This window comes from Streptomyces sp., from assembly GCF_031181555.1.
GTDB lineage: Bacteria > Actinomycetota > Actinomycetes > Streptomycetales > Streptomycetaceae > Streptomyces > Streptomyces fimbriatus.
Genome location: NZ_JAPSKQ010000066.1, coordinates 14,033 through 32,314 on the forward strand (window position 1 = coordinate 14,033; position 18,282 = coordinate 32,314).

Genomic DNA, 18,282 nt, shown 5'->3' on the forward strand with positions numbered 1-18,282 from the left:
CAGCAGGCAGTACCCCGTGACGAAACACCCCGCACGCAAAGGAGGCGCGGCCATGGCAGCGGGCGCCCCCCGGTTCTTCGTCTCGCACCTCTCCGGTGTCGCCGTCTTCGATCCGGCCGGCGACCAGGTGGGACGCGTGCGCGACCTGGTCGTCATCCTGCGGGTCGGCCGGCGTCCGCCGAGACTGCTCGGGCTGGTGGTCGAACTCGCCACCCGCCGCCGTATCTTCCTGCCCATGAACCGGGTGACCGCCGTGCAGGCCGGGCAGGTCATCACCACCGGCGTGCTCAACGTCCGGCGCTTCGAGCAGCGGCCCACCGAACGGCTGGTCTTCGGTGAGCTCCTCGACCGGCGGGTGACGCTCGTGGACGGCGGTGAGGAGGTCACCGTCCTGGACCTGTCGGTGCATCAGCTGCCGGCCCGCCGCGAATGGGAGATCGACCGCGTCTTCGTGCGCAAGGGGAAGAAGGGCGGCGCGTTCCGGCGCAGCAAGGGCGAGACGCTGACCGTCGAGTGGTCCGCGGTCACCGGTTTCTCCCTGGAGGAGCACGGGCAGGGCGCCGAGAACCTGCTCGCCACCTTCGAGCAGCTGCGCCCCGCCGACCTGGCCAACGTCCTGCACCACCTCTCCCCCAAGCGGCGGGCCGAGGTCGCCGCCGCCCTCGACGACGACCGGCTGGCCGACGTGCTGGAGGAGCTGCCCGAGGACGACCAGATCGAGATCCTCGGCAAGCTGAAGGAGGAGCGCGCCGCCGACGTCCTGGAGGCCATGGACCCCGACGACGCGGCCGACCTGCTCGGCGAGCTGCCCGAGGCGGACAAGGAGCGGCTGCTGAGCCTGATGCAGCCCGACGACGCGGCCGACATGCGGCGCCTGATGTCGTACGAGGAGCACACGGCGGGCGGTCTGATGACGACCGAGCCGATCGTGCTGCGGCCCGACGCGACCGTCGCCGACGCCCTCGCCCGCATCCGCAACCCCGACCTCTCCCCGGCGCACGCCGCGCAGATCTACGTCTGCCGCCCGCCCGAGGAGACCCCCACCGGCAAGTACCTGGGCACGGTCCACTTCCAGCGCCTGCTGCGCGATCCCCCGTACACCCTGGTCGGCTCCATCCTGGACACCGATCTGCAGCCCCTGGAGCCGGACGCGGCGCTGCCCGTGGTCGCCGGGTTCTTCGCCGCGTACGACATGGTGGCGGCGCCCGTGGTCGACGAGGCGGGCGCGCTGCTGGGCGCGGTGACGGTGGACGACGTGCTGGACCACATGCTGCCCGAGGACTGGCGGGAGACCGAGTTCCACCTCGACGAGGGGGTGGTGACCGATGGTTCCTGAGCGCGAAGGGGTGCGCGAGCGGCTGCCGGCCGGTGCCACGGCCGCCGGCCGGCCGCGCGCGCCCCGGCTGGACCAGCCGCGCCCGCCCCGGCGCCGGCTCCTGCCCGAGTGGGACCCGGAGGCCTTCGGGCGGATCTCGGAGCGGATCGCGCGCTTCATCGGCACCGGGCGGTTCCTCGTCTGGATGACGGTCGTCATCATCGTGTGGGTGCTGTGGAACGTGTCCGCGCCGCGCAGCCTGCGCTTCGACGAGTACCCGTTCATCTTCCTGACGCTGGCACTGTCCCTGCAGGCCTCCTACGCGGCCCCGCTGATCCTGCTCGCGCAGAACCGGCAGGACGACCGCGACCGGGTCAACCTGGAGCAGGACCGCAAGCAGAACGAGCGGTCGATCGCGGACACCGAGTATCTGACCCGGGAGATCGCCGCCCTGCGCATCGGGCTCGGGGAGGTGGCCACGCGGGACTGGATCCGCTCGGAGCTCCAGGACGTGGTCAAGGAACTGGAGGAGCGGCAGAACGGGCACAAGGACCCTCACGGTTCCCTCCCGGCGATGCGGGCGGAACGGCCACCGGAACGTGACGCAGACGACCGGTGACGGACTTACCGGCGGGTGCACCCGGCGCCGTACCATCGTCTCTATGGCTACGGAAGACGCGGTGCGCGAGGCACTGGCGACGGTGAACGACCCCGAGATCAACCGGCCGATCACCGAGCTCGGCATGGTCAAATCGGTGGAGATCGGCGCGGACGGGGCGGTCGCGGTCACCGTGTACCTGACGGTTTCCGGCTGTCCCATGCGGGACACGATCACGCAGCGCGTGACGGACGCGGTCTCCCGGGTCGAGGGCGTCACGCGTGTCGACGTCACGCTGGACGTCATGAGCGACGAGCAGCGCAAGGAGCTGGCCAGTGCCCTGCGCGGCGGCCAGGCCGAGCGCGAGGTGCCGTTCGCCAAGCCGGGCAGCCTGACCCGGGTGTACGCGGTCGCCTCCGGCAAGGGCGGCGTGGGCAAGTCGTCGGTGACGGTGAACCTGGCGGCGGCGATGGCGGCCGACGGTCTGAAGGTCGGTGTCGTGGACGCCGACATCTACGGCCACTCGGTGCCGCGCATGCTGGGCGCCGACGGACGTCCGACCCAGGTCGAGAACATGATCATGCCGCCGTCGGCGAACGGCGTGAAGGTCATCTCCATCGGCATGTTCACCCCGGGCAACGCGCCGGTGGTGTGGCGCGGCCCGATGCTGCACCGCGCGCTCCAGCAGTTCCTGGCGGACGTGTACTGGGGCGACCTGGACGTGCTGCTGCTCGACCTGCCGCCCGGCACCGGCGACATCGCGATCTCCGTCGCCCAGCTGGTCCCGAACGCCGAGATCCTGGTCGTCACCACGCCCCAGCAGGCGGCGGCCGAGGTGGCCGAGCGGGCGGGTTCCATCGCCGTGCAGACCCACCAGAAGATCGTCGGCGTGGTCGAGAACATGTCCGGGCTGCCCTGCCCGCACTGCGGCGAGATGGTCGACGTCTTCGGCACCGGCGGCGGCCAGACGGTCGCCGACGGCCTGACCCGGACCACCGGCACCAACGTCCCGGTGCTCGGCTCCATCCCGATCGACGTCCGTCTGCGCGAGGGCGGCGACGAGGGCAGGCCGGTCGTCCTGACCGACCCGGAGTCCCCGGCGGGCTCGGCGCTCCGCTCGATCGCCGGGAAGCTGGGCGGCCGGCAGCGGGGCCTTGCGGGACTGTCCCTGGGGATCACGCCGAGGAACAAGTTCTAGACGGTCCACGGGGCTGCTGCGACGCCGAAGGGCGCCGCCCGTGCGGGCGGCGCCCTTCGGCGTGCTCGGGGTCCGTGCTCAGGCCGCGTACGCGCCGATGTCCTCGACCACGGCGAAGCCGAGGCCGTACGCGCTCATGCCCCTGCCGTACGCGCCCACGTGCACGCCTGCCTGCGTGGTCCCGGCGAGCACCCAGCCGAACTCCGACTCCCGGTAGTGGAACGGCGTCGGTACCCCGTCCACGGGCAGGGACAGCGTCGACCAGTCGGATCCGTCGAGGTCGTCCGCGAGGACCCAGGCGGTCTCCGTCTGCTGCTCCAGCCAGTCGTCGCGCAGGGAGTGGTCCATCTGGCCGGGCCAGGTGAAGGACAGCAGCCCCACACCGGCGAGCCAGGCGGCGGAGGAGACCGAGGTGGCCTCCAGCAGACCGGTGCCGTCGGCGCTGCGGCGGACCGGGTTGGCGGCCACGGTCACGACGACCGCGAACCTCTCCTTGGCGTCCTGGTCGCTCCCGGCCAGGTACTCGCTGCGCACCGAGGGTTCGTCGCCGTGTCCGATCGATCCGTGCTCGACGGCCCCGTCGGCCGCCGTACCGACCTGCATCAGCCAGCGGGGTCCCGTGAAGGCCTCGTCAAGGCCGTACCAGGGGAAGGGCGCACGCAGATAGCCGTCGACCGCACGCCGGACGGAGGGGACCTGTGGTCCTGGTCCGTCCTCCGCGGCCGGCGCCTGTGCGACTGCCCGACTCGTCGTCTCCATGTGCCCGGACGCCTCCTCGCTCTCGTCGGACCGAGCGGCCCGCCCCCCTTCGGGCGTACTCGTCCGGTCCGCACAACAACTCGGCAGCATAGCCATCTTGTCGGCACGGGCAGGGAAAGCGCCCGGCGCGCGGGGCGCACGGACGTCCGGATCGGGCCGTGCGCAGCCCGGGTGGAGTATGAAACGCGTCACGTACGCGGGGCGTACGCCCCGCGTACCCGGCTCGGACGGTGCCCGCGGGTCCGGTTCGGACGGCCCCCGCGGGCACGGGTCAGGTGGCGTCCGCGTCGAAGGGCGGGCGGGCGTCGGCCGCCCGGCTCTCGGGCTTCTTCGTCATGTCCACACGACCGCCGGAGGAACCCGAGGAGGAAGAAGAGGAGGAGGACGACGAGGAGTCGGAGTCGCGGCCGTGGACGGCGTCCGCGACCTCGGCCATCTCCTTCTTCAGGTCGAATCCGTTGCGGATCTCCTTGAGCCCCAGGTCGTCGTTGTCCAGCTGCTTGCGGATGAACGTCTTGGGGTTGAGGTCCTCGAACTCGAAGTCCTTGAACTCCGGTCCCAGCTCCTGCCGGATGTCCTGCTTGGCGCTCTCCGAGAAGTCCCGGATCTTCCGGATCGTGCGCGTCACGTCCTGGATGACCTTGGGGAGCTTGTCCGGACCGAAGACGAGCACGGCGAGGACGATGAGCGTCACCAGCTCGAGCGGTCCTATGTCATTGAACACCTGAAGCTCCTCGCGATGCCTTCGGTCCTCGGCCCTCGGTGGTGGTCTGCGGTCTTCCGTGGTCCGGGCCGGGTCCACGGTACCCGGCCATCCCGTACGACCGGTACCGTCCCGAGGGCCACCAGTGTGCGTACGCGTGCGGTTTTTCCGGGCTGTTCGCCTTCTCGTGCCGTGCCGTACGTCTCAGTCGCCCTCCGAGGACCCGAGCACCAGCGAGACCTTCCGCTCCTCGCCGTCCCGCTCCAGGGTGAGTTCCAGCCGGTCGCCGGGCCGGTGGGCACGGATCTTGACGATGAGTTCCTCGCCGGAGTGGACGCGCCGGCCGTCGACCTCCGTGATGACGTCGCCGGCCCTGATCCCGGCCCTGTCGCCGGGGCCGCCGGTGCTGACCGGGGGTCCGCCGTCACTGCCCTTGGTGCCGACGCGGGCGCCGTCGCCGGTGTAGCCCATGTCGAGGGTGATGCCGATGACCGGATGGGCCGCCCTGCCGGTGTTGATCAGTTCCTCGGCGACGCGCTTGCCCTGGTTGATCGGGATGGCGAAGCCCAGTCCTATGGAGCCGGCCCGGCCGCCGTCGAGGTCGGTGCCGCTGTCGGCGGACCGGATGGCGGAGTTGATGCCGATCACCCGGGCCCGGGCGTCGAGCAGGGGGCCGCCGGAGTTGCCGGGGTTGATCGGCGCGTCGGTCTGCAGGGCGTCGACGTACGAGACATCGCTGCCGTCGCCCTTCTCGCCACCCGCGGTGATGGGCCGCTCCTTGGCGCTGATGATGCCGGAGGTCACGGTGCCGGCCAGGTCGAAGGGGGCGCCGATGGCCACGACGGGATCGCCGACCTGCACGTTGTCGGAGTTGCCGAGGGGCAGGGGGGTGAGCCCCCGGACGCCCTTCACCTTCACGACGGCGAGGTCGTAGCCGCTGTCCCGGCCGACGACCGCGGCCTCGGCGGTGTCGCCGCTGTGGAAGGTCACCGTGATCTCGCCGTCGTCCCCGGCGGGCTCCACGACGTGGTCGTTGGTGAGGATGTGTCCGCGCGTGTCGAGCACGAAGCCGGTGCCGGTGCCGCCCTCGCCGGAGCCGCTGACGTGCAGGGTGACGACGCTGGGCAGCGCCTGTGCGGCGATGCCGGCGACACTGCCCGGTGCCCGCCCGGAGGGCTCCTCGCCGGCCTGCGGCAACTCGACGGTGCCGACCCCGCCGTTGCGCTCCAGGTACGCGCCGACGATCCCGCCGACGCCCCCGCACACGAGCGCGAACACCAGCACGGCACCGAGGAGCGCCCTCCTGGTCCGCCTGCGCCGCCGCTTCTCGCCGACCGCCGGAGGCCCGGTCTGCTGCAGCGGTGCGGCCGCCCAGGGGTCGTAGCGGCGCCAGGGGTCGGGGGCCGTGCCGTCCGCGTACGGGGATGCCGGGGCGTCCGCGTGGGCGGAGGGCGCCGACGGGTCCGGCGGCGCCTGGGCGGGGACGGGCGGTGCCGCGGGAGCCGGTGCGGGCGGCGTGCCGTGCGGCACCGTGCCCTGGGCGGGCGGCGGTGCCGTGATCGCCATGCCGTGCGCGGGAGTGGCCGCCGGGTGCTGCACCGGCGGCGCGGGCGCCCAGGGGCCCGGTTCGCCGTACGGCGGGGTGCTGTACGGGTCGGGATCGTGCAGGGGCCTGGGCCGCTCGGCCTCGGCGGCGGGGGCGGCGGGATCGGCCGGGGCCGCGGAAGCGACGGGCGCTTCCGGCGCCCCGGGCGTCCGGGACGGGTCCGGGGCGGGAGGCGTGCCGGCGGAGACGGCCTCGGCGCGCAGCGGCCGGTCCAGCTCGTAGTCGCCCTCGTGCTCGTCGCCGGCGTCGGCCCGCCCCTGACCGGGCCGTGCCAGCTCGAAGTCCCCGTCGGGCCCTTCCGGGCGCGCGGTCGGCCCTTCCCCCGGTGGGCCCGGCTTCCCCTCGTTCATGCTCTCCCCACAGCTGGACGCGGCACGGCTCGTCGGCGGTGGCCGCGGATCGTCGGCTCCGTGGCTCCGTTCGCCTCCGCGCCGGAACCTGGCTCGGCACCCGGCTGCGTGGGCCTGGGCGCGCCACCTGGATTCAATCAGGTTCGCGCGCCCGTGCGCAGGGGACGGGTCAGCGGGCCGTGCGGGAGGAGGCGGTGGGCGAGGGGGCCGACGGCGTGCCGGGAGCGGGGGTGAGGAGACCGGGGCCCTTGATCCCGGAGGGGCCGGCCCACGCGGTCAGGGCGAGCGGCGGGACGGAGCTGAGCGGTCGTATCAGCGGGGACAGCACCGTGGCGGCACCGGCCGTCATCGGTGTGCTCAGGGTGTCCTGGCGGCCGGCGGGCGGCGGGACTCCGGGCAGCAGCGGCGCGGAGACCGCGGTCGGGGCGGCCGAGGTGTCCCCGAGGGCGCTCTGGCCCTGCATCTGACCGAGCAGCGGTCCGACGCCGCGGCGCCGCTGCTCGGGCGCCGTCGCCGGGCCCGTGCCCTGGGTGCGCATCGGCGTCACATTGCTGCCCTTCCCCGAGCCGCGCGCCTCCGTGTCGGTGGGCGTGCTCGTGGTGACCCCGCCGAGCGCGATCGCGGCCAGTGACACCGCCCCGGCGGCGACGAACGCGAACCGCAGCCCGCGCGAGGACGGCCGGTCGGTCGTCTCGTGGCGGCCGGCGTCATGGACGGGGAAGCCCCGGCCCGCTCGGCCCGCCGGGGACGGCGCCAGTGCGGGGGCGTGCCGCCGCGCCGGCGCGTACGCGAACTCGAAGCGCTCGCTCCGCCTGGTCCCGAAGGCACCGGAGGCCGTGCCGAACCGCCCGGACGCGTCGCCCGGCGGCCCTCCCCCGTCCAGCGGCGGGCCGCCGCCGAGGTCACCCCCGGCCGGGAGCCCCTGGAGGCGGGCCAGGAAGCTCTCGGAGGGGGGCGGTGGAGCCGCCTGTGCGAAGACGTTCTTCAGACGGCGCTGTGCGTCCACCTCCGCCCTGCACTTCGCGCAGGTGGCCACGTGCGCCAGTACGCGCTCGCGCGCGTCATGACCGAGCTCTCCGTCCACCAGGGCGGAGAGTCGGTCTCCCAGGTGCTGCTCTGCGAGGTGTCCCTCGGAAGACTTCGGCCGTGAACCGCTCACGCGCTCGCGCCCCCTCCTCCCAGTGCGGGAACACGCGGCACGAAGGAGCGGCGCTCCGCGCGCGCCTGGGGCGAGCGGTGCGCGAGGGCCTTGCGCAGCTGGGAACGGCCGCGGTGGATCCGGGACCGGACCGTGCCGAGCTTGACGCCGAGGGTCGCGGCGATCTCCTCGTACGACAGGCCCTCGATGTCGCACAGGACCACCGCGGCGCGGAACTCGGGGGCGAGGGTGTCGAGGGCCTGCTGGACGTCCGCGTCGAAGTGGGCGTCGTTGAACACCTGCTGGGGCGTGGGCTCCTTGCTGGCCAGCCGCTCGGCCGCGTCCTCGCCGAGCGCGTCGAAGCGGATGCGCTGCTTGCGGCGGACCATGTCCAGGAAGAGGTTGGTGGTGATGCGGTGCAGCCAGCCCTCGAAGGTGCCCGGCGTGTAGGTCGACAGGGAGCGGAAGACGCGCACGAAGACCTCCTGCGTGAGGTCCTCGGCGTCGTGCTGGTTGCCGGTGAGGCGGTAGGCGAGCCGGTAGACACGGCCGCTGTGCATGCTGACGATCTCCTCCCACGTGGGCGGAGTCCACGCCTGCCCGTCCGCGTCGGTGGAGAAGGTCGCGGTCTGGGTCCGGTCGGCGGCGTGGGTGTGGTCAGCGGTGTCGTTCACGGATTTCGGCCTGCCCGCCGATCCGAGGAAGCGCCGCAGCACTCCTCCGCGATCCACAGGCGCAGCCGCACCTCCCCTGTCGGCTCTGGTGGTGTCCAGTGGAGCCCCTACCATAGCCACCTCGCCCGTTAGCTCCGGATAAGCGGTTTTACGAGAATTTGATCTGGGCTGCCACGGGTCGTACGACTGCGTCAGCACTTGCTCGGCGTCCTCGTCCACTGTCCGTCCCCCGTCACGGCGCACGCCACTTGGTCACCCCTTTAAACGACCGGTCCCATCTGCGGGTTCCCGACGCCAACGGATACAGTCACGCAGCAGGCAACCATGGGGACAGGAGAGGGTCATTACCGCCAACCGGCAGACGAGCTGGGCGTTCGCCGACGCCTATGTCGCCGAGGACGAAGCGCTGCACTGGGCCCGGGACCGGGCCCGCGACGCGGGGCTGCGCTCGGTGTCGCCCGGCACGGGCGCGGCCCTGCGGTTGCTCGCCGCCAGCGTGGACGCCAAGGCGGTCGCGGAGATCGGCACCGGCTGCGGCGTCTCCGGGATCCATCTGCTGCACGGGATGCGGCCGGACGGGGTGCTGACCACGGTCGACCAGGAGCCGGAGCACCAGCAGTCCGCCCGCCAGGCCTTCCGCACCGCCGGGTTCGCCGGCAACCGGGCCCGCTTCATCCCGGGCCGCGCCCTGGACGTCCTGCCCCGCCTCGCGGACGCCGGCTACGACCTGGTCTTCTGCGACGGCGACCGGCTGGAGTACCAGGACTATCTCGCTGAATCGTTGCGCCTGCTGCGTCCCGGAGGCCTGGTCGCCTTCGAGGGCGTCTTCGCGAACGGGCGCACGGTGGACTCCGGACCGCAGCCGACGGAGGTGCTGCGGCTGCGGGAGCTGGTGCGGGCCGTGCGCGAGAGCCAGGAGCTGGTGTCGTCGCTGCTGCCCGTGGGGGACGGACTCCTCTGCGTGGTGAAGCGGTAGCGGGGCGCGGTGGCGACGGAGCGGTGGCGGCGGGCCGGCGTCCCGCCCGCACAAGCAGCCGCCCCGGTGCCGTGTGCGGCACCGGGGCGGCTGAAAGGGTATGGTCGCTTGCGCGTCAGCCGACGACCTTCTTGAGGGCGTCGCCGAGCGCGTCGGCCTCGTCCGGGGTCAGCTCGACGACGAGCCGACCGCCGCCTTCGAGCGGAACGCGCATGACGATGCCCCGCCCCTCCTTGGTCACCTCGAGCGGGCCATCACCCGTCCGCGGCTTCATGGCCGCCATGCTCGTTCCCCTTCCTGAAACCCAGCTCAACCGTCTAGCCGACGGCCCACTGAAGGGCACCTGCGGTCCTTGAAGCAGGACACACGCCACCGGCATCGAACACATTGCTTCCAGGCCATTATCCCGCATCTCAGGACCCGATGACCAACATCAGTCGGCATCGCTTGGGCAACGCACGCGAGCAAAACCACCCAATTCGGCGATGTGGTTGCGATACTCCGGCGCCGCACTGAGTTCCGTCGAACGAAAACGGACAGGAATTCTTTGACGCAGGTCACATACCGCCCGCATTCCACTGCCGGTGATCTCCGTCATGCTGTCCTGCAGACAGGAACGTACTCGCCGGTACGTCCCGATTCCGCCACACGGAGGGGAAACACCATGGCCGACACCGTGCTCTACGAGGTGAGCGACGGACTCGCGACGATCACGCTGAACCGCCCGGAGGCGATGAACGCGCTGAACGTCGCGACGAAGGTCGCTCTCCGCGACGCGGTCCGTTCCGCCGCGGACGACGACGCCGTACGGGCCGTGCTGCTGACCGCGGCCGGTGACCGGGCGTTCTGCGTCGGGCAGGACCTCAAGGAGCACATCGGGCTGCTGGCCGCCGACCGGGAGGACGGCTCGGGCCGGACGATGAGCACGGTGCGCGAGCACTACAACCCGATCGTGAAGGCGCTGGCCGGGGCCGCGAAGCCGGTGGTCGCGGCGGTGAACGGGGTCGCGGCGGGCGCGGGCTTCGGCTTCGCGCTGGCGGCGGACTACCGGATCGTCGCGGACACGGCGGCCTTCAACACCTCGTTCGCCGGGGTCGCGCTGACCGCCGACTCCGGGATCTCCTGGACGCTGCCGCGGGTGATCGGCCCCGGGCGCGCCACCGACCTGCTGCTCTTCCCGCGCAGCATCCCGGCCCAGGAGGCGTACGAGCTGGGGATCGCGAACCGGGTGGTCCCGGCGGCGGAGCTGCGCGCGGAGGCGGAGAAGGTGGCGCGGACCCTGGCCGAGGGGCCGACGTTGGCGTACGCGGCGCTGAAGGAGTCCGTGGCGTTCGGGCTCAGCCACTCCCTGGAGGAGGCGCTGGAGAAGGAGGACGAGCTCCAGACCCGGGCGGGCTCCTCGGAGGACCACATGATCGCGGTGCAGGCGTTCGTGAACAAGGAGAGGCCGAAGTACCTGGGCCGCTGAGCCGGGACCCGTGCGGCGCCGGGCGGCTCAGCGCCGTCTGGCCACGCAGTCCTCCAGGTGGTCGTCGACCAGTCCGCAGGCCTGCATCAGGGCGTACGCCGTGGTGGGGCCGACGAAGCGCAGGCCGCGCTTCTTCAGGGCCTTGGACAGGGCCGTCGACTCCGGGGTCACCGCGGGGACGTCGGCGAGGGTCTTCGGGACCGGCCGGCCCGCCGGGTCGGGGGCGTGCGACCAGATCAGGGCGTCGAGGTCGCCGGGCGCCCACGCGGCCAGCACGCGCGCGTTGGCGAGGGTCGCGTCGATCTTGGCGCGGTTGCGGATGATGCCGGTGTCGGCCAGCAGGCGCTCGCGGTCCGCGTCGGTGAACTCCGCGACCGCGGCGATCTCGAAGTCGGCGAAGGCGGCCCGGAAGCCGGGGCGGCGGCGCAGGATGGTGATCCAGGACAGGCCGGACTGGAACGCCTCCAGGCTGAGGCGTTCGAAGAGGGCGTCGTCGCCGTGGACCGGGCGGCCCCACTCCTCGTCGTGGTACGGGGCGTAGTCCGGCGTGGACAGGGCCCAGGGACAGCGCGGGACACCGTCCGGGCCGGCGAGCGCGGCGCCGTCGCTCACGGCTGCTCCCCCTTCTCGCGCGGGGCGGGCTTGTCCATGGAGACGTGGGCCGCGGCGGCCCGGGCGCCGGCCAGCGCGGCTTCCAGGTCGGCGATGCGGGCGTCGCGCTCGGCGAGCTCGGCGCCGAGACGGCCGAGGGCGTCGTCCACGTCCGCCATCCGGTAGCCGCGCGCGGCGAGCGGGAAGCGCAGGCCGTCCACGTCCGCGCGGTTGACCGGGCGGTCCGGCGGCAGGGAGTCCAGGAGCCGTTCGGGTGCCGCCTCGGGCAGCGGGCCGTTCTCGCCGCCGCCCACCACGGCGAGGGTCACCGCGGTGACCACGACGGCGAGCGCGACGACCAGGAAGAGGAACATAACCATCGCCGGGGCCCCCACGGTCGGATGAGTCGGAGTCGGATGTGTGGCTCCGATCGTGCCATGCGAGTCTGACAGTCAGGGTCACAGGCGGTCACGGACCGCCGCAGACGGGACGTACGAGGAGAGGTCACAGGGGATGCTCAGGCTGGGCAGGCGGGAATTCGAGCCGCACGAGCCGGTGATCATGGCGATCGTGAACCGGACCCCGGACTCCTTCTACGACCAGGGCGCGACGTTCCGCGACGAGCCCGCCCTCGCGCGCGTGGAGCAGGCCGTGGCGGAGGGCGCCGCGATCATCGACGTCGGCGGGGTGAAGGCCGGGCCGGGCGAGGAGGTCACGGCCGAGGAGGAGGCGCGGCGGACCGTCGGCTTCGTCGCGGAGGTGCGGCGGCGGTTCCCGGACGTCGTGATCAGCGTGGACACCTGGCGGCACGAGGTCGGCGAGGCCGTGTGCGAGGCGGGGGCGGATCTGCTGAACGACGCCTGGGGCGGGGTCGATCCGCGGCTCGCGGAGGTCGCCGCGCGGTACGGCGCCGGGCTGGTGTGCACCCACGCGGGCGGCGCCGAGCCGCGGACCCGGCCGCACCGGGTGGCGTACGAGGACGTCATGGCCGACATCCTCGACGTGACCGTGGGGCTGGCGGAGCGGGCGGTGGCCCTCGGGGTGCCGAGGGAGTCGGTGCTGATCGACCCCGGGCACGACTTCGGGAAGAACACGCGGCACAGCCTGGAGGCGACGCGGCGGCTGGACGAGATGGTCGCCACCGGGTGGCCGGTGCTGGTGTCGCTGTCCAACAAGGACTTCGTCGGGGAGACGCTGGACAAGCCGGTGAAGGAGCGGGTGCTGGGGACGCTGGCGACGACGGCCGTGTCGGCGTGGCTGGGGGCGCAGGTGTACCGGGTGCACGAGGTCGCGGAGACGCGGCAGGTGCTGGACATGGTGGCGTCGATCGCGGGGCACCGTCCGCCGGCGGTCGCGCGGAGGGGGCTGGCGTAGGGGCGCCGCCCCTACGACACCGCCCCCCCCGAACCCCCACCAGAGGCTCCGCCCCTGGGCCCCGGCCCATGCCCCCCACCACCCGTCCGGTGGGCCGGGAAGCGGGCCGCGAACCCCTCCTAGCGGCCCGCTTCCTTCGACACCAGCGCCACCGCCTCGTCCACGTCGTCCGTGACGTGGAAGAGGTGAAGGTCCTTCGCCGCCGCCTTGCCCTGGGCGATGACCGTGTGGCGGAGCCAGTCGACCAGCCCGCCCCAGTAGTCCGTGCCGAAGAGGACGATGGGGAAGCGGGTGACCTTCTGGGTCTGGACGAGGGTCAGCGCCTCGAAGAGTTCGTCGAGGGTGCCGAGGCCGCCGGGCAGGACCACGAACCCCTGCGCGTACTTCACGAACATCATTTTTCTGACGAAGAAGTAACGGAAGTTCAGGCCGATGTCGACATAGGGATTGAGCCCCTGCTCGAAGGGCAGTTCGATGCCCAGGCCGACCGAGATGCCGCCCGCCTCGCACGCGCCCTTGTTGGCCGCCTCCATGGCCCCGGGCCCGCCGCCGGTGATCACCGCGAAACCCGCCTCGACCAGGCCCCGGCCCAGACGGACGCCCGCCTCGTACTCCGGCGAGTCCACCGGTGTGCGGGCCGAGCCGAAGACGCTGATGGCGGGCGGGAGTTCGGCGAGCGTGCCGAAGCCCTCGATGAACTCCGACTGGATGCGCAGCACCCGCCAGGGGTCGGTGTGGACCCAGTCCGTGGGGGCGCGCTCGTCCAGCAGCCGCTGGTCGGTGGTGCTCGTCTGCACCTGGTCCCGCCTGCGGAGGACCGGCCCCAGTCGCTTCTCCTCCGGCGGCTGCTGCTTCCCCTCGGGGTTACCGGTAGCCATGTGCGCTCCCTCCGTGTCGGGGTCTCCCCTGCTCCGGCGGAGCCGGGAGCCCGGGGAAAGGTCGTTCCACCTCAGCGTAGATCCACGCGGGTGACGTACGGGGGACGTCAGCATGTCCACGGAGCAGCGTCCCAAACACCGGGGAACGCCGATGGCCTCACGCCGTCAGCCAGGTCCGCAGGCGCTCCTCCCCCGCCAGGATCTTCGCGGTGTCCACGCGTTCGTCCCGCTTGTGCGCCAAGTGGGGGTTGCCGGGGCCGTAGTTGACCGCGGGGACACCGAGCGCCGAGAAGCGGGAGACGTCCGTCCAGCCGTACTTGGGCTGCGGGGTGCCGCCGACCGCCTCGATGAAGGCCGCGGCGGCCGGGTGGGACAGGCCGGGCAGGGCGCCGGGGCTGTGGTCGTCGACCACGAACTCCTCGACGCCGCAGTCCGCGAAGACCTCGCGGACGTGGTCCAGCGCCTCCTCCTCCGTACGGTCGGGCGCGTAGCGGAAGTTGACGGTGACGACGCACTCGTCGGGGATGACGTTGCCGGCGACGCCGCCGAGGATGCCGACCGCGTTCAGGCCCTCCCGGTACTCCAGGCCGTCGATCACCGGGCGGCGCGGCTCGTAGGAGGCGAGGCGGGCGAGGATCGGGGCCGCCGCGTGGATGGCGTTGGAGCCCATCCAGCCGCGCGCGGAGTGGGCCCGCTCGCCCTCGGTCCTCAGCAGCACCCGCAGCGTGCCCTGGCAGCCGCCCTCGACCTGGCCGTCGGAGGGCTCCAGCAGCACCGCGAAGTCGCCCCGGAGCCACTCCGGATGGGCCTCGGCCACGTGTCCCAGGCCGTTGAGGTCGGCGGCGACCTCCTCGTTGTCGTAGAAGACGAAGGTCAGGTCGCGGTTGGGGGCGGGGACCGTGGCGGCGATGCGCAGCTGGACGGCCACGCCGGCCTTCATGTCGCAGGTGCCGCAGCCCCACAGCATGCCGTCCCCGTCGAGCCGGGAGGGGAGGTTGTCCGCGATCGGGACCGTGTCGATGTGGCCGGCGAGGATCACCCGCTCCGGCCGCCCCAGGTGCGTGCGGGCCACGACGTTGTTGCCGTACCGGTCGACCGTGAGGTGCGGCAGTGCGCGCAGCGCGCTCTCGATGGCGTCCGCGAGCGGCTTCTCGTTGCCGCTCTCGGAGGGGAAGTCGACGAGCTGCGCGGTCAGGCGCGCGGCGTCCAGCGTGAGGTCAAGCGGGGTGTCGGCCATGCCGTCGACCCTAACGCCCCGGGGCCGGGCCCACTGTCCGCACCCGGCTCACACACCTCCGTACTCTCCAGTACCTTGTACGCGTGCCAGAGCCGTCCCTTCCTTCCAAGCGTCGCGGCCGCCTCTTCCGCTTCGGGGCGGCCTTCGTGGTGCTGCTCGCGGTCGCCGGGTACCTCGTGGTGCAGTACGTCACCGGGGGCACGGGCGCGCCGGGCTGCAAGGTCGTGTCCGGCAAGGGCGACGGAGCGACGTACGAGTTCACGTCCGAGCAGGCGGTGAACGCGGCGACGATCACCGCCGTGGGCCTCGCGCGCGATCTGCCCGAACGGGCCGTGACGATCGCGCTGGCGACCGCGCTGCAGGAGTCCGCGCTGCGCAACATCGACTACGGCGACCGCGACTCGCTGGGCCTGTTCCAGCAGCGGCCCTCGCAGGGCTGGGGCACGCCGAAGGAGATCATGGACCCGGCGTACGCGGCGGGGAAGTTCTACGAGCACCTGGTGGAGGTGCCGGGCTACACCCGGCTGCCGCTCACCGTCGCCGCGCAGCGGGTGCAGCGCAGCGGTTTCCCGCAGGCGTACGCCAAGCACGAGCCGGACGCCACGCTGCTGGCCGCCGCCCTCACCGGGCGCTCGGCGGCCACGCTGACCTGCGACGGCCGTCCGGCCGCGACGCGGGCGGCGGGCGCGGACGCGGTGCGTGCCGCGCTGGCCCGGGACTTCGGGCGGGACGTGCTGGAGCCGGCCGGCGCGGAGGTGGGCGGGGCGGCGACGCCCTCGTCCTCCCCGGACGAGCGGCCCGCCTCCGGCGACGGCACCGTGACGCTGCCGGTCACCGCCGGACCCGACGGTGCCTCGCGGGACGCCGAGGCCCGCGGCTGGCAGCTGGCGCACTGGGCCGTGGCCAACGCCTCCGAGCTGCACATAAAGCGGGTGTCGTACGGCGGGCGCGAATGGACCGCCGGGAACACCGACAGCCAGTGGCAGCCGATCGACGGCAAGGGCTCCGCGGACGCGGGTGACGGCGCGGGCGCGGTCCGGATCACGACCGCGCAGTAGTACGGGTCCTCACCCGCAGGCGTCATGCGCGGGGGCGGACCGCTGACGCCGCGCGAAGGGTCCCGCGCGGGCACCCCCGCATCGGCGAGAACCCTTGGGGGCAAAGGGCTGGAGCCCTGTCACGAGCCCGCCGCGGACCGTCCGGACGAGTCCTTTTCGCCCCCTTTTCTCCGCAGCCGATAATGCGACGCATTGCCAACTCTTTACGTTGTCCCGCCGCAACCTTCCCGGCCGTCGAACGGTAGTCACTGCGTCCGGGCCCGGAGATCAGAAGCCAGTCGATCGGCTCCGGGCCCGCCGGACACGTCACCGTTCTCTCCCGTCGAAGGAGCACCATGTCCCTCCCCCTGACCCGTCGGATCGCCCGTGCCGCGCTGCTCGTCGCTGCGGGAGCGGCCGCCGGGGTCGGTGCGGCCGGTTCCGCCAGCGCGGCCCCCGAGCTGTCGACCGCCCCGAACCTCGGCGGGCTGACCGCCCTGGACGGGGCGACCGGCAACACCGTGAGCAGCGTGACGCAGAGCGTCACCGAGACCGCGGAGGACGCCGACAAGGTGGTGCCGGCCGTCGACACGACCGTCGAGAAGACCGCGCCGGTGGTGAAGAAGCTGCCGACCGAGTCCCTCACCCGGGGCGGCGTGCCGTCGGCGAGGACCCTGCCGGTCCAGGACCTGCCGCTCGGCTGACCGGCCCGGCTCGGCACGCCGGCGGGGCCCGGGGATCGTTCCCCGGGCCCCGTCGGCCGTCGTGTGCCGTGGCGCGTCACACGGACCGCGCGACACGGGCCGCGTCACGCGGCTCACGTCACGCGGACAGTCGCTCCACCGCCGCCCGCACCCGCTCGTCCGTGGCGGTCAGGGCGACCCGGACGAACCGCTCGCCCGCCGGGCCGTAGAAGTCGCCCGGTGCCACCAGGATGCCGCGTTCGGCGAGGTGGGCGACGGTGTCCCAGCAGGACTCGTCGCGGGTCGCCCACAGGTAGAGGCTGGCCTCGCTGTGCTCGATGCGGAAGCCGTGGCCGAGCAGCGCCCCGCGCAGGGCCGTGCGCCGGGCCGCGTAGCGCTCGCGCTGGACGCGGACGTGCTCGTCGTCGCCCAGGGCCGCCACCACGGCCGCCTGCGTCGGCGCGGAGGTCATCATGCCGCCGTGCTTGCGGATCTCCAGCAGCGGACCGAGCACCGCCGGGTCGCCGGCCAGGAAGGCGGCGCGGTAGCCGGCCAGGTTGGAGCGCTTGGACAGGGAGTGCACGGAGACGATGCCGTCGTGGGAACCGCCGTTGACGTCCGGGTGCAGCACCGAGACCGGGTCGGCCTCCCAGCCCAGCTCGATGTAGCACTCGTCGGAGAGGACCAGGACGCCGTGCTCGCGGGCCCAGGCGACGATCCGGGTCAGCTCCTCCTTGGACAGCACCCGGCCCGTGGGGTTGGACGGGGAGTTCAGCCAGAGCAGCTTCAGGTCCGCCGGGTCCAGCTCGGTCGGATCGTCGTACGCCACGTGCTCCGCGCGGGCCAGGCGGGCGCCGACCTCGTACGTCGGGTAGGCCAGCCGCGGGAAGGCGACCTTGTCGCCGGGGCCGAGGCCCAGCTGGGTGGGGAGCCAGGCGACCAGTTCCTTGGAGCCGACGATCGGCAGGACGTGGCGGTGGGTGATCCCGCGGGCGCCCAGGCGGCGCTCCACCCAGCGGGTGATCGCGTCCCGCAGCTCCGGGGTGCCCCAGACGGTGGGGTAGCCCGGGGAGTCCGCCGCGGCGATCAGGGCCTTCTGGATCGGCTCGGGAACCGGGTCGACGGGGGTGCCGACCGAGAGGTCGACGATGCCGTCGGGGTGCGCGGCGGCCGTCTTCTTGTAGGGCTCCAGCTTGTCCCAGGGGAAGGTGGGCAGCCGGTCGGACACTGCGGACACGGGTACGGGCTCACTTTCTGGTGCGGCACGGGTACGGCGCCGGTGCGGCCCGGTACGGCAAACGCCTCGGTCCCGTGCGGCGATCGGGCTGATCGGGCCGTACGGGACCGAGGCGGCACGAAGTGTGCGGGCCGCTCGCGGGGTGACTAGGCCTGCGGCGGAAGCGCGGCGATGAAGGGGTGGTCGCGCTCGATCAGCCCCAGCTTGCTGGCGCCGCCGGGAGAGCCGAGCTCGTCGAAGAACTCGACGTTCGCCTTGTAGTAGTCCTTCCACTCCTCCGGAGTGTCGTCCTCGTAGAAGATGGCCTCGACCGGGCAGACCGGCTCACAGGCCCCGCAGTCGACGCATTCGTCCGGGTGGATGTACAAGGACCGCTGGCCCTCGTAGATGCAGTCGACCGGGCACTCCTCGATGCACGCCTTGTCCTTCACGTCGACACAAGGCTGCGCGATGACGTAGG

The 18,282-nt window shown here is 72.9% G+C and carries 21 protein-coding genes; 8 read left to right on the forward strand and 13 right to left on the reverse strand.

All coding sequences use genetic code 11. From position 1 onward, the window contains the following. The first annotated feature begins 52 nt into the window (after positions 1–52). The 3 genes from RIM90_RS15830 to RIM90_RS15840 are packed head-to-tail and all read left to right on the forward strand — an operon-like array spanning position 53 to position 3,111. Positions 53–1,336 (forward strand): magnesium transporter MgtE N-terminal domain-containing protein, encoded by a 1,284-nt coding sequence (locus tag RIM90_RS15830; RefSeq protein ID WP_309061349.1) that lies wholly within the window; start codon positions 53–55, stop codon positions 1,334–1,336. After that, the gene (locus RIM90_RS15835) at positions 1,326–1,934 is read left to right on the forward strand and encodes a DUF1003 domain-containing protein (RefSeq protein WP_309061350.1); all 609 of its coding nucleotides are present in this window, start codon (positions 1,326–1,328) and stop codon (positions 1,932–1,934) included. Before RIM90_RS15830 ends, RIM90_RS15835 begins: the two co-directional genes overlap by 11 nt. A gap of 43 nt (positions 1,935–1,977) precedes the next feature. Next, positions 1,978–3,111 (forward strand): Mrp/NBP35 family ATP-binding protein, encoded by a 1,134-nt coding sequence (locus RIM90_RS15840; RefSeq protein ID WP_309061351.1) that lies wholly within the window; start codon positions 1,978–1,980, stop codon positions 3,109–3,111. 78 nt (positions 3,112–3,189) lie between these two features. Here RIM90_RS15840 and RIM90_RS15845 read toward each other — a convergent pair whose 3' ends face one another. The 5 genes from RIM90_RS15845 to sigE all read right to left on the reverse strand — a co-directional run bounded on the left by RIM90_RS15845 (position 3,190) and on the right by sigE (position 8,383). Then, entirely contained in the window at positions 3,190–3,870 is a 681-nt protein-coding gene (locus RIM90_RS15845) for a hypothetical protein (RefSeq protein WP_309061352.1), read from the reverse strand. A 271-nt stretch (positions 3,871–4,141) separates the two neighbouring features. Further along, positions 4,142–4,594 carry a sec-independent translocase gene (locus RIM90_RS15850; protein WP_309061353.1) on the reverse strand — a complete coding sequence of 151 codons (453 nt, stop codon included), beginning with the start codon at positions 4,592–4,594 and terminating at the stop codon, positions 4,142–4,144. Positions 4,595–4,777: 183 nt separating this feature from the next. Beyond that, positions 4,778–6,529: a trypsin-like peptidase domain-containing protein gene (locus RIM90_RS15855; RefSeq protein WP_309061354.1), complete on the reverse strand. Its 1,752-nt coding sequence runs from the start codon at positions 6,527–6,529 to the stop codon at positions 4,778–4,780. Positions 6,530–6,698: 169 nt separating this feature from the next. Further along, a complete protein-coding gene (locus RIM90_RS15860) occupies positions 6,699–7,613 on the reverse strand; it encodes a zf-HC2 domain-containing protein (protein WP_309061366.1) in 915 nt (304 codons plus the stop codon). A 71-nt stretch (positions 7,614–7,684) separates the two neighbouring features. Next, a complete protein-coding gene (gene sigE / locus RIM90_RS15865; RefSeq protein WP_159538966.1) occupies positions 7,685–8,383 on the reverse strand; it encodes an RNA polymerase sigma factor SigE in 699 nt (232 codons plus the stop codon). Positions 8,384–8,642: 259 nt separating this feature from the next. Between sigE and RIM90_RS15870 the strand changes: the two genes are divergently transcribed. Then, entirely contained in the window at positions 8,643–9,317 is a 675-nt protein-coding gene (locus RIM90_RS15870) for an O-methyltransferase (RefSeq protein ID WP_309061367.1), read from the forward strand. Between the two features lie 115 nt (positions 9,318–9,432). On the opposite strand, the gene RIM90_RS15875 is transcribed toward RIM90_RS15870, so the two are convergent. Together RIM90_RS15875 and RIM90_RS15880 are read right to left on the reverse strand one after the other, a co-directional pair. After that, a complete protein-coding gene (locus RIM90_RS15875; RefSeq protein WP_003966491.1) occupies positions 9,433–9,600 on the reverse strand; it encodes a DUF3117 domain-containing protein in 168 nt (55 codons plus the stop codon). 150 nt (positions 9,601–9,750) lie between these two features. Beyond that, complete coding sequence (locus RIM90_RS15880) at positions 9,751–9,915, reverse strand: hypothetical protein (protein ID WP_309061355.1); 165 nt, start codon at positions 9,913–9,915, stop codon at positions 9,751–9,753. Between the two features lie 66 nt (positions 9,916–9,981). Here RIM90_RS15880 and RIM90_RS15885 point away from each other — a divergent pair, with 66 nt between their 5' ends. Further along, positions 9,982–10,785 carry an enoyl-CoA hydratase-related protein gene (locus RIM90_RS15885; RefSeq protein WP_309061356.1) on the forward strand — a complete coding sequence of 268 codons (804 nt, stop codon included), beginning with the start codon at positions 9,982–9,984 and terminating at the stop codon, positions 10,783–10,785. 27 nt (positions 10,786–10,812) lie between these two features. Here RIM90_RS15885 and RIM90_RS15890 read toward each other — a convergent pair whose 3' ends face one another. Beyond that, on the reverse strand, positions 10,813–11,397 hold the full coding sequence (locus tag RIM90_RS15890) for a DNA-3-methyladenine glycosylase I (RefSeq protein WP_309061357.1): 585 nt from the start codon (positions 11,395–11,397) through the stop codon (positions 10,813–10,815). Then, entirely contained in the window at positions 11,394–11,756 is a 363-nt protein-coding gene (locus RIM90_RS15895; RefSeq protein ID WP_309061358.1) for a DivIVA domain-containing protein, read from the reverse strand. The genes RIM90_RS15890 and RIM90_RS15895 overlap by 4 nt, the downstream gene beginning before the upstream one ends. Positions 11,757–11,889: 133 nt before the next feature. On the opposite strand from RIM90_RS15895, the gene folP reads away from it, so the two are divergent. After that, positions 11,890–12,750, forward strand: coding sequence for a dihydropteroate synthase (gene folP / locus RIM90_RS15900; RefSeq protein WP_309061359.1), 861 nt, complete (start codon positions 11,890–11,892; stop codon positions 12,748–12,750). Positions 12,751–12,869: 119 nt separating this feature from the next. On the opposite strand, the gene RIM90_RS15905 is transcribed toward folP, so the two are convergent. Both RIM90_RS15905 and dapE read right to left on the reverse strand, forming a co-directional pair. Further along, positions 12,870–13,628, reverse strand: a complete 759-nt coding sequence (locus tag RIM90_RS15905; RefSeq protein ID WP_309061360.1) for a TIGR00730 family Rossman fold protein — start codon at positions 13,626–13,628, stop codon at positions 12,870–12,872. Positions 13,629–13,785: 157 nt separating this feature from the next. Next, positions 13,786–14,865, reverse strand: coding sequence for a succinyl-diaminopimelate desuccinylase (dapE, locus tag RIM90_RS15910; protein WP_309061361.1), 1,080 nt, complete (start codon positions 14,863–14,865; stop codon positions 13,786–13,788). An 83-nt stretch (positions 14,866–14,948) separates the two neighbouring features. Here dapE and RIM90_RS15915 point away from each other — a divergent pair, with 83 nt between their 5' ends. Together RIM90_RS15915 and RIM90_RS15920 are read left to right on the forward strand one after the other, a co-directional pair. After that, positions 14,949–15,923, forward strand: a complete 975-nt coding sequence (locus RIM90_RS15915) for a heavy metal transporter (RefSeq protein WP_309061362.1) — start codon at positions 14,949–14,951, stop codon at positions 15,921–15,923. A 335-nt stretch (positions 15,924–16,258) separates the two neighbouring features. Next, positions 16,259–16,606, forward strand: a complete 348-nt coding sequence (locus tag RIM90_RS15920) for an ATP-binding protein (protein ID WP_309061363.1) — start codon at positions 16,259–16,261, stop codon at positions 16,604–16,606. Positions 16,607–16,724: 118 nt separating this feature from the next. Here the strand turns inward: RIM90_RS15920 and RIM90_RS15925 are convergent, their stop codons facing one another. Both RIM90_RS15925 and fdxA read right to left on the reverse strand, forming a co-directional pair. After that, complete coding sequence (locus RIM90_RS15925) at positions 16,725–17,822, reverse strand: bifunctional succinyldiaminopimelate transaminase/glutamate-prephenate aminotransferase (RefSeq protein WP_309061364.1); 1,098 nt, start codon at positions 17,820–17,822, stop codon at positions 16,725–16,727. 146 nt (positions 17,823–17,968) lie between these two features. After that, positions 17,969–18,282, reverse strand: a 314-nt coding sequence (gene fdxA, locus RIM90_RS15930; RefSeq protein WP_309061365.1) for a ferredoxin, incomplete at its 5' end; no start/stop codon positions are given.

Bases quoted from the DNA above. Each gene is read 5' to 3' on its own strand.
- RIM90_RS15830 (WP_309061349.1), top strand. From the start codon at position 53: ATGGCAGCGGGCGCCCCCCGGTTCTTCGTCTCGCACCTCTCCGGTGTC.
- RIM90_RS15835 (WP_309061350.1), top strand. From the start codon at position 1,326: ATGGTTCCTGAGCGCGAAGGGGTGCGCGAGCGGCTGCCGGCCGGTGCC.
- RIM90_RS15840 (WP_309061351.1), top strand. From the start codon at position 1,978: ATGGCTACGGAAGACGCGGTGCGCGAGGCACTGGCGACGGTGAACGAC.
- RIM90_RS15845 (WP_309061352.1), bottom strand. From the start codon at position 3,870: ATGGAGACGACGAGTCGGGCAGTCGCACAGGCGCCGGCCGCGGAGGAC.
- RIM90_RS15855 (WP_309061354.1), bottom strand. From the start codon at position 6,529: ATGAACGAGGGGAAGCCGGGCCCACCGGGGGAAGGGCCGACCGCGCGC.
- RIM90_RS15875 (WP_003966491.1), bottom strand. From the start codon at position 9,600: ATGGCGGCCATGAAGCCGCGGACGGGTGATGGCCCGCTCGAGGTGACC.
- RIM90_RS15880 (WP_309061355.1), bottom strand. From the start codon at position 9,915: ATGACGGAGATCACCGGCAGTGGAATGCGGGCGGTATGTGACCTGCGT.
- RIM90_RS15885 (WP_309061356.1), top strand. From the start codon at position 9,982: ATGGCCGACACCGTGCTCTACGAGGTGAGCGACGGACTCGCGACGATC.
- RIM90_RS15895 (WP_309061358.1), bottom strand. From the start codon at position 11,756: ATGGTTATGTTCCTCTTCCTGGTCGTCGCGCTCGCCGTCGTGGTCACC.
- folP (WP_309061359.1), top strand. From the start codon at position 11,890: ATGCTCAGGCTGGGCAGGCGGGAATTCGAGCCGCACGAGCCGGTGATC.
- RIM90_RS15905 (WP_309061360.1), bottom strand. From the start codon at position 13,628: ATGGCTACCGGTAACCCCGAGGGGAAGCAGCAGCCGCCGGAGGAGAAG.
- dapE (WP_309061361.1), bottom strand. From the start codon at position 14,865: ATGGCCGACACCCCGCTTGACCTCACGCTGGACGCCGCGCGCCTGACC.
- RIM90_RS15920 (WP_309061363.1), top strand. From the start codon at position 16,259: ATGTCCCTCCCCCTGACCCGTCGGATCGCCCGTGCCGCGCTGCTCGTC.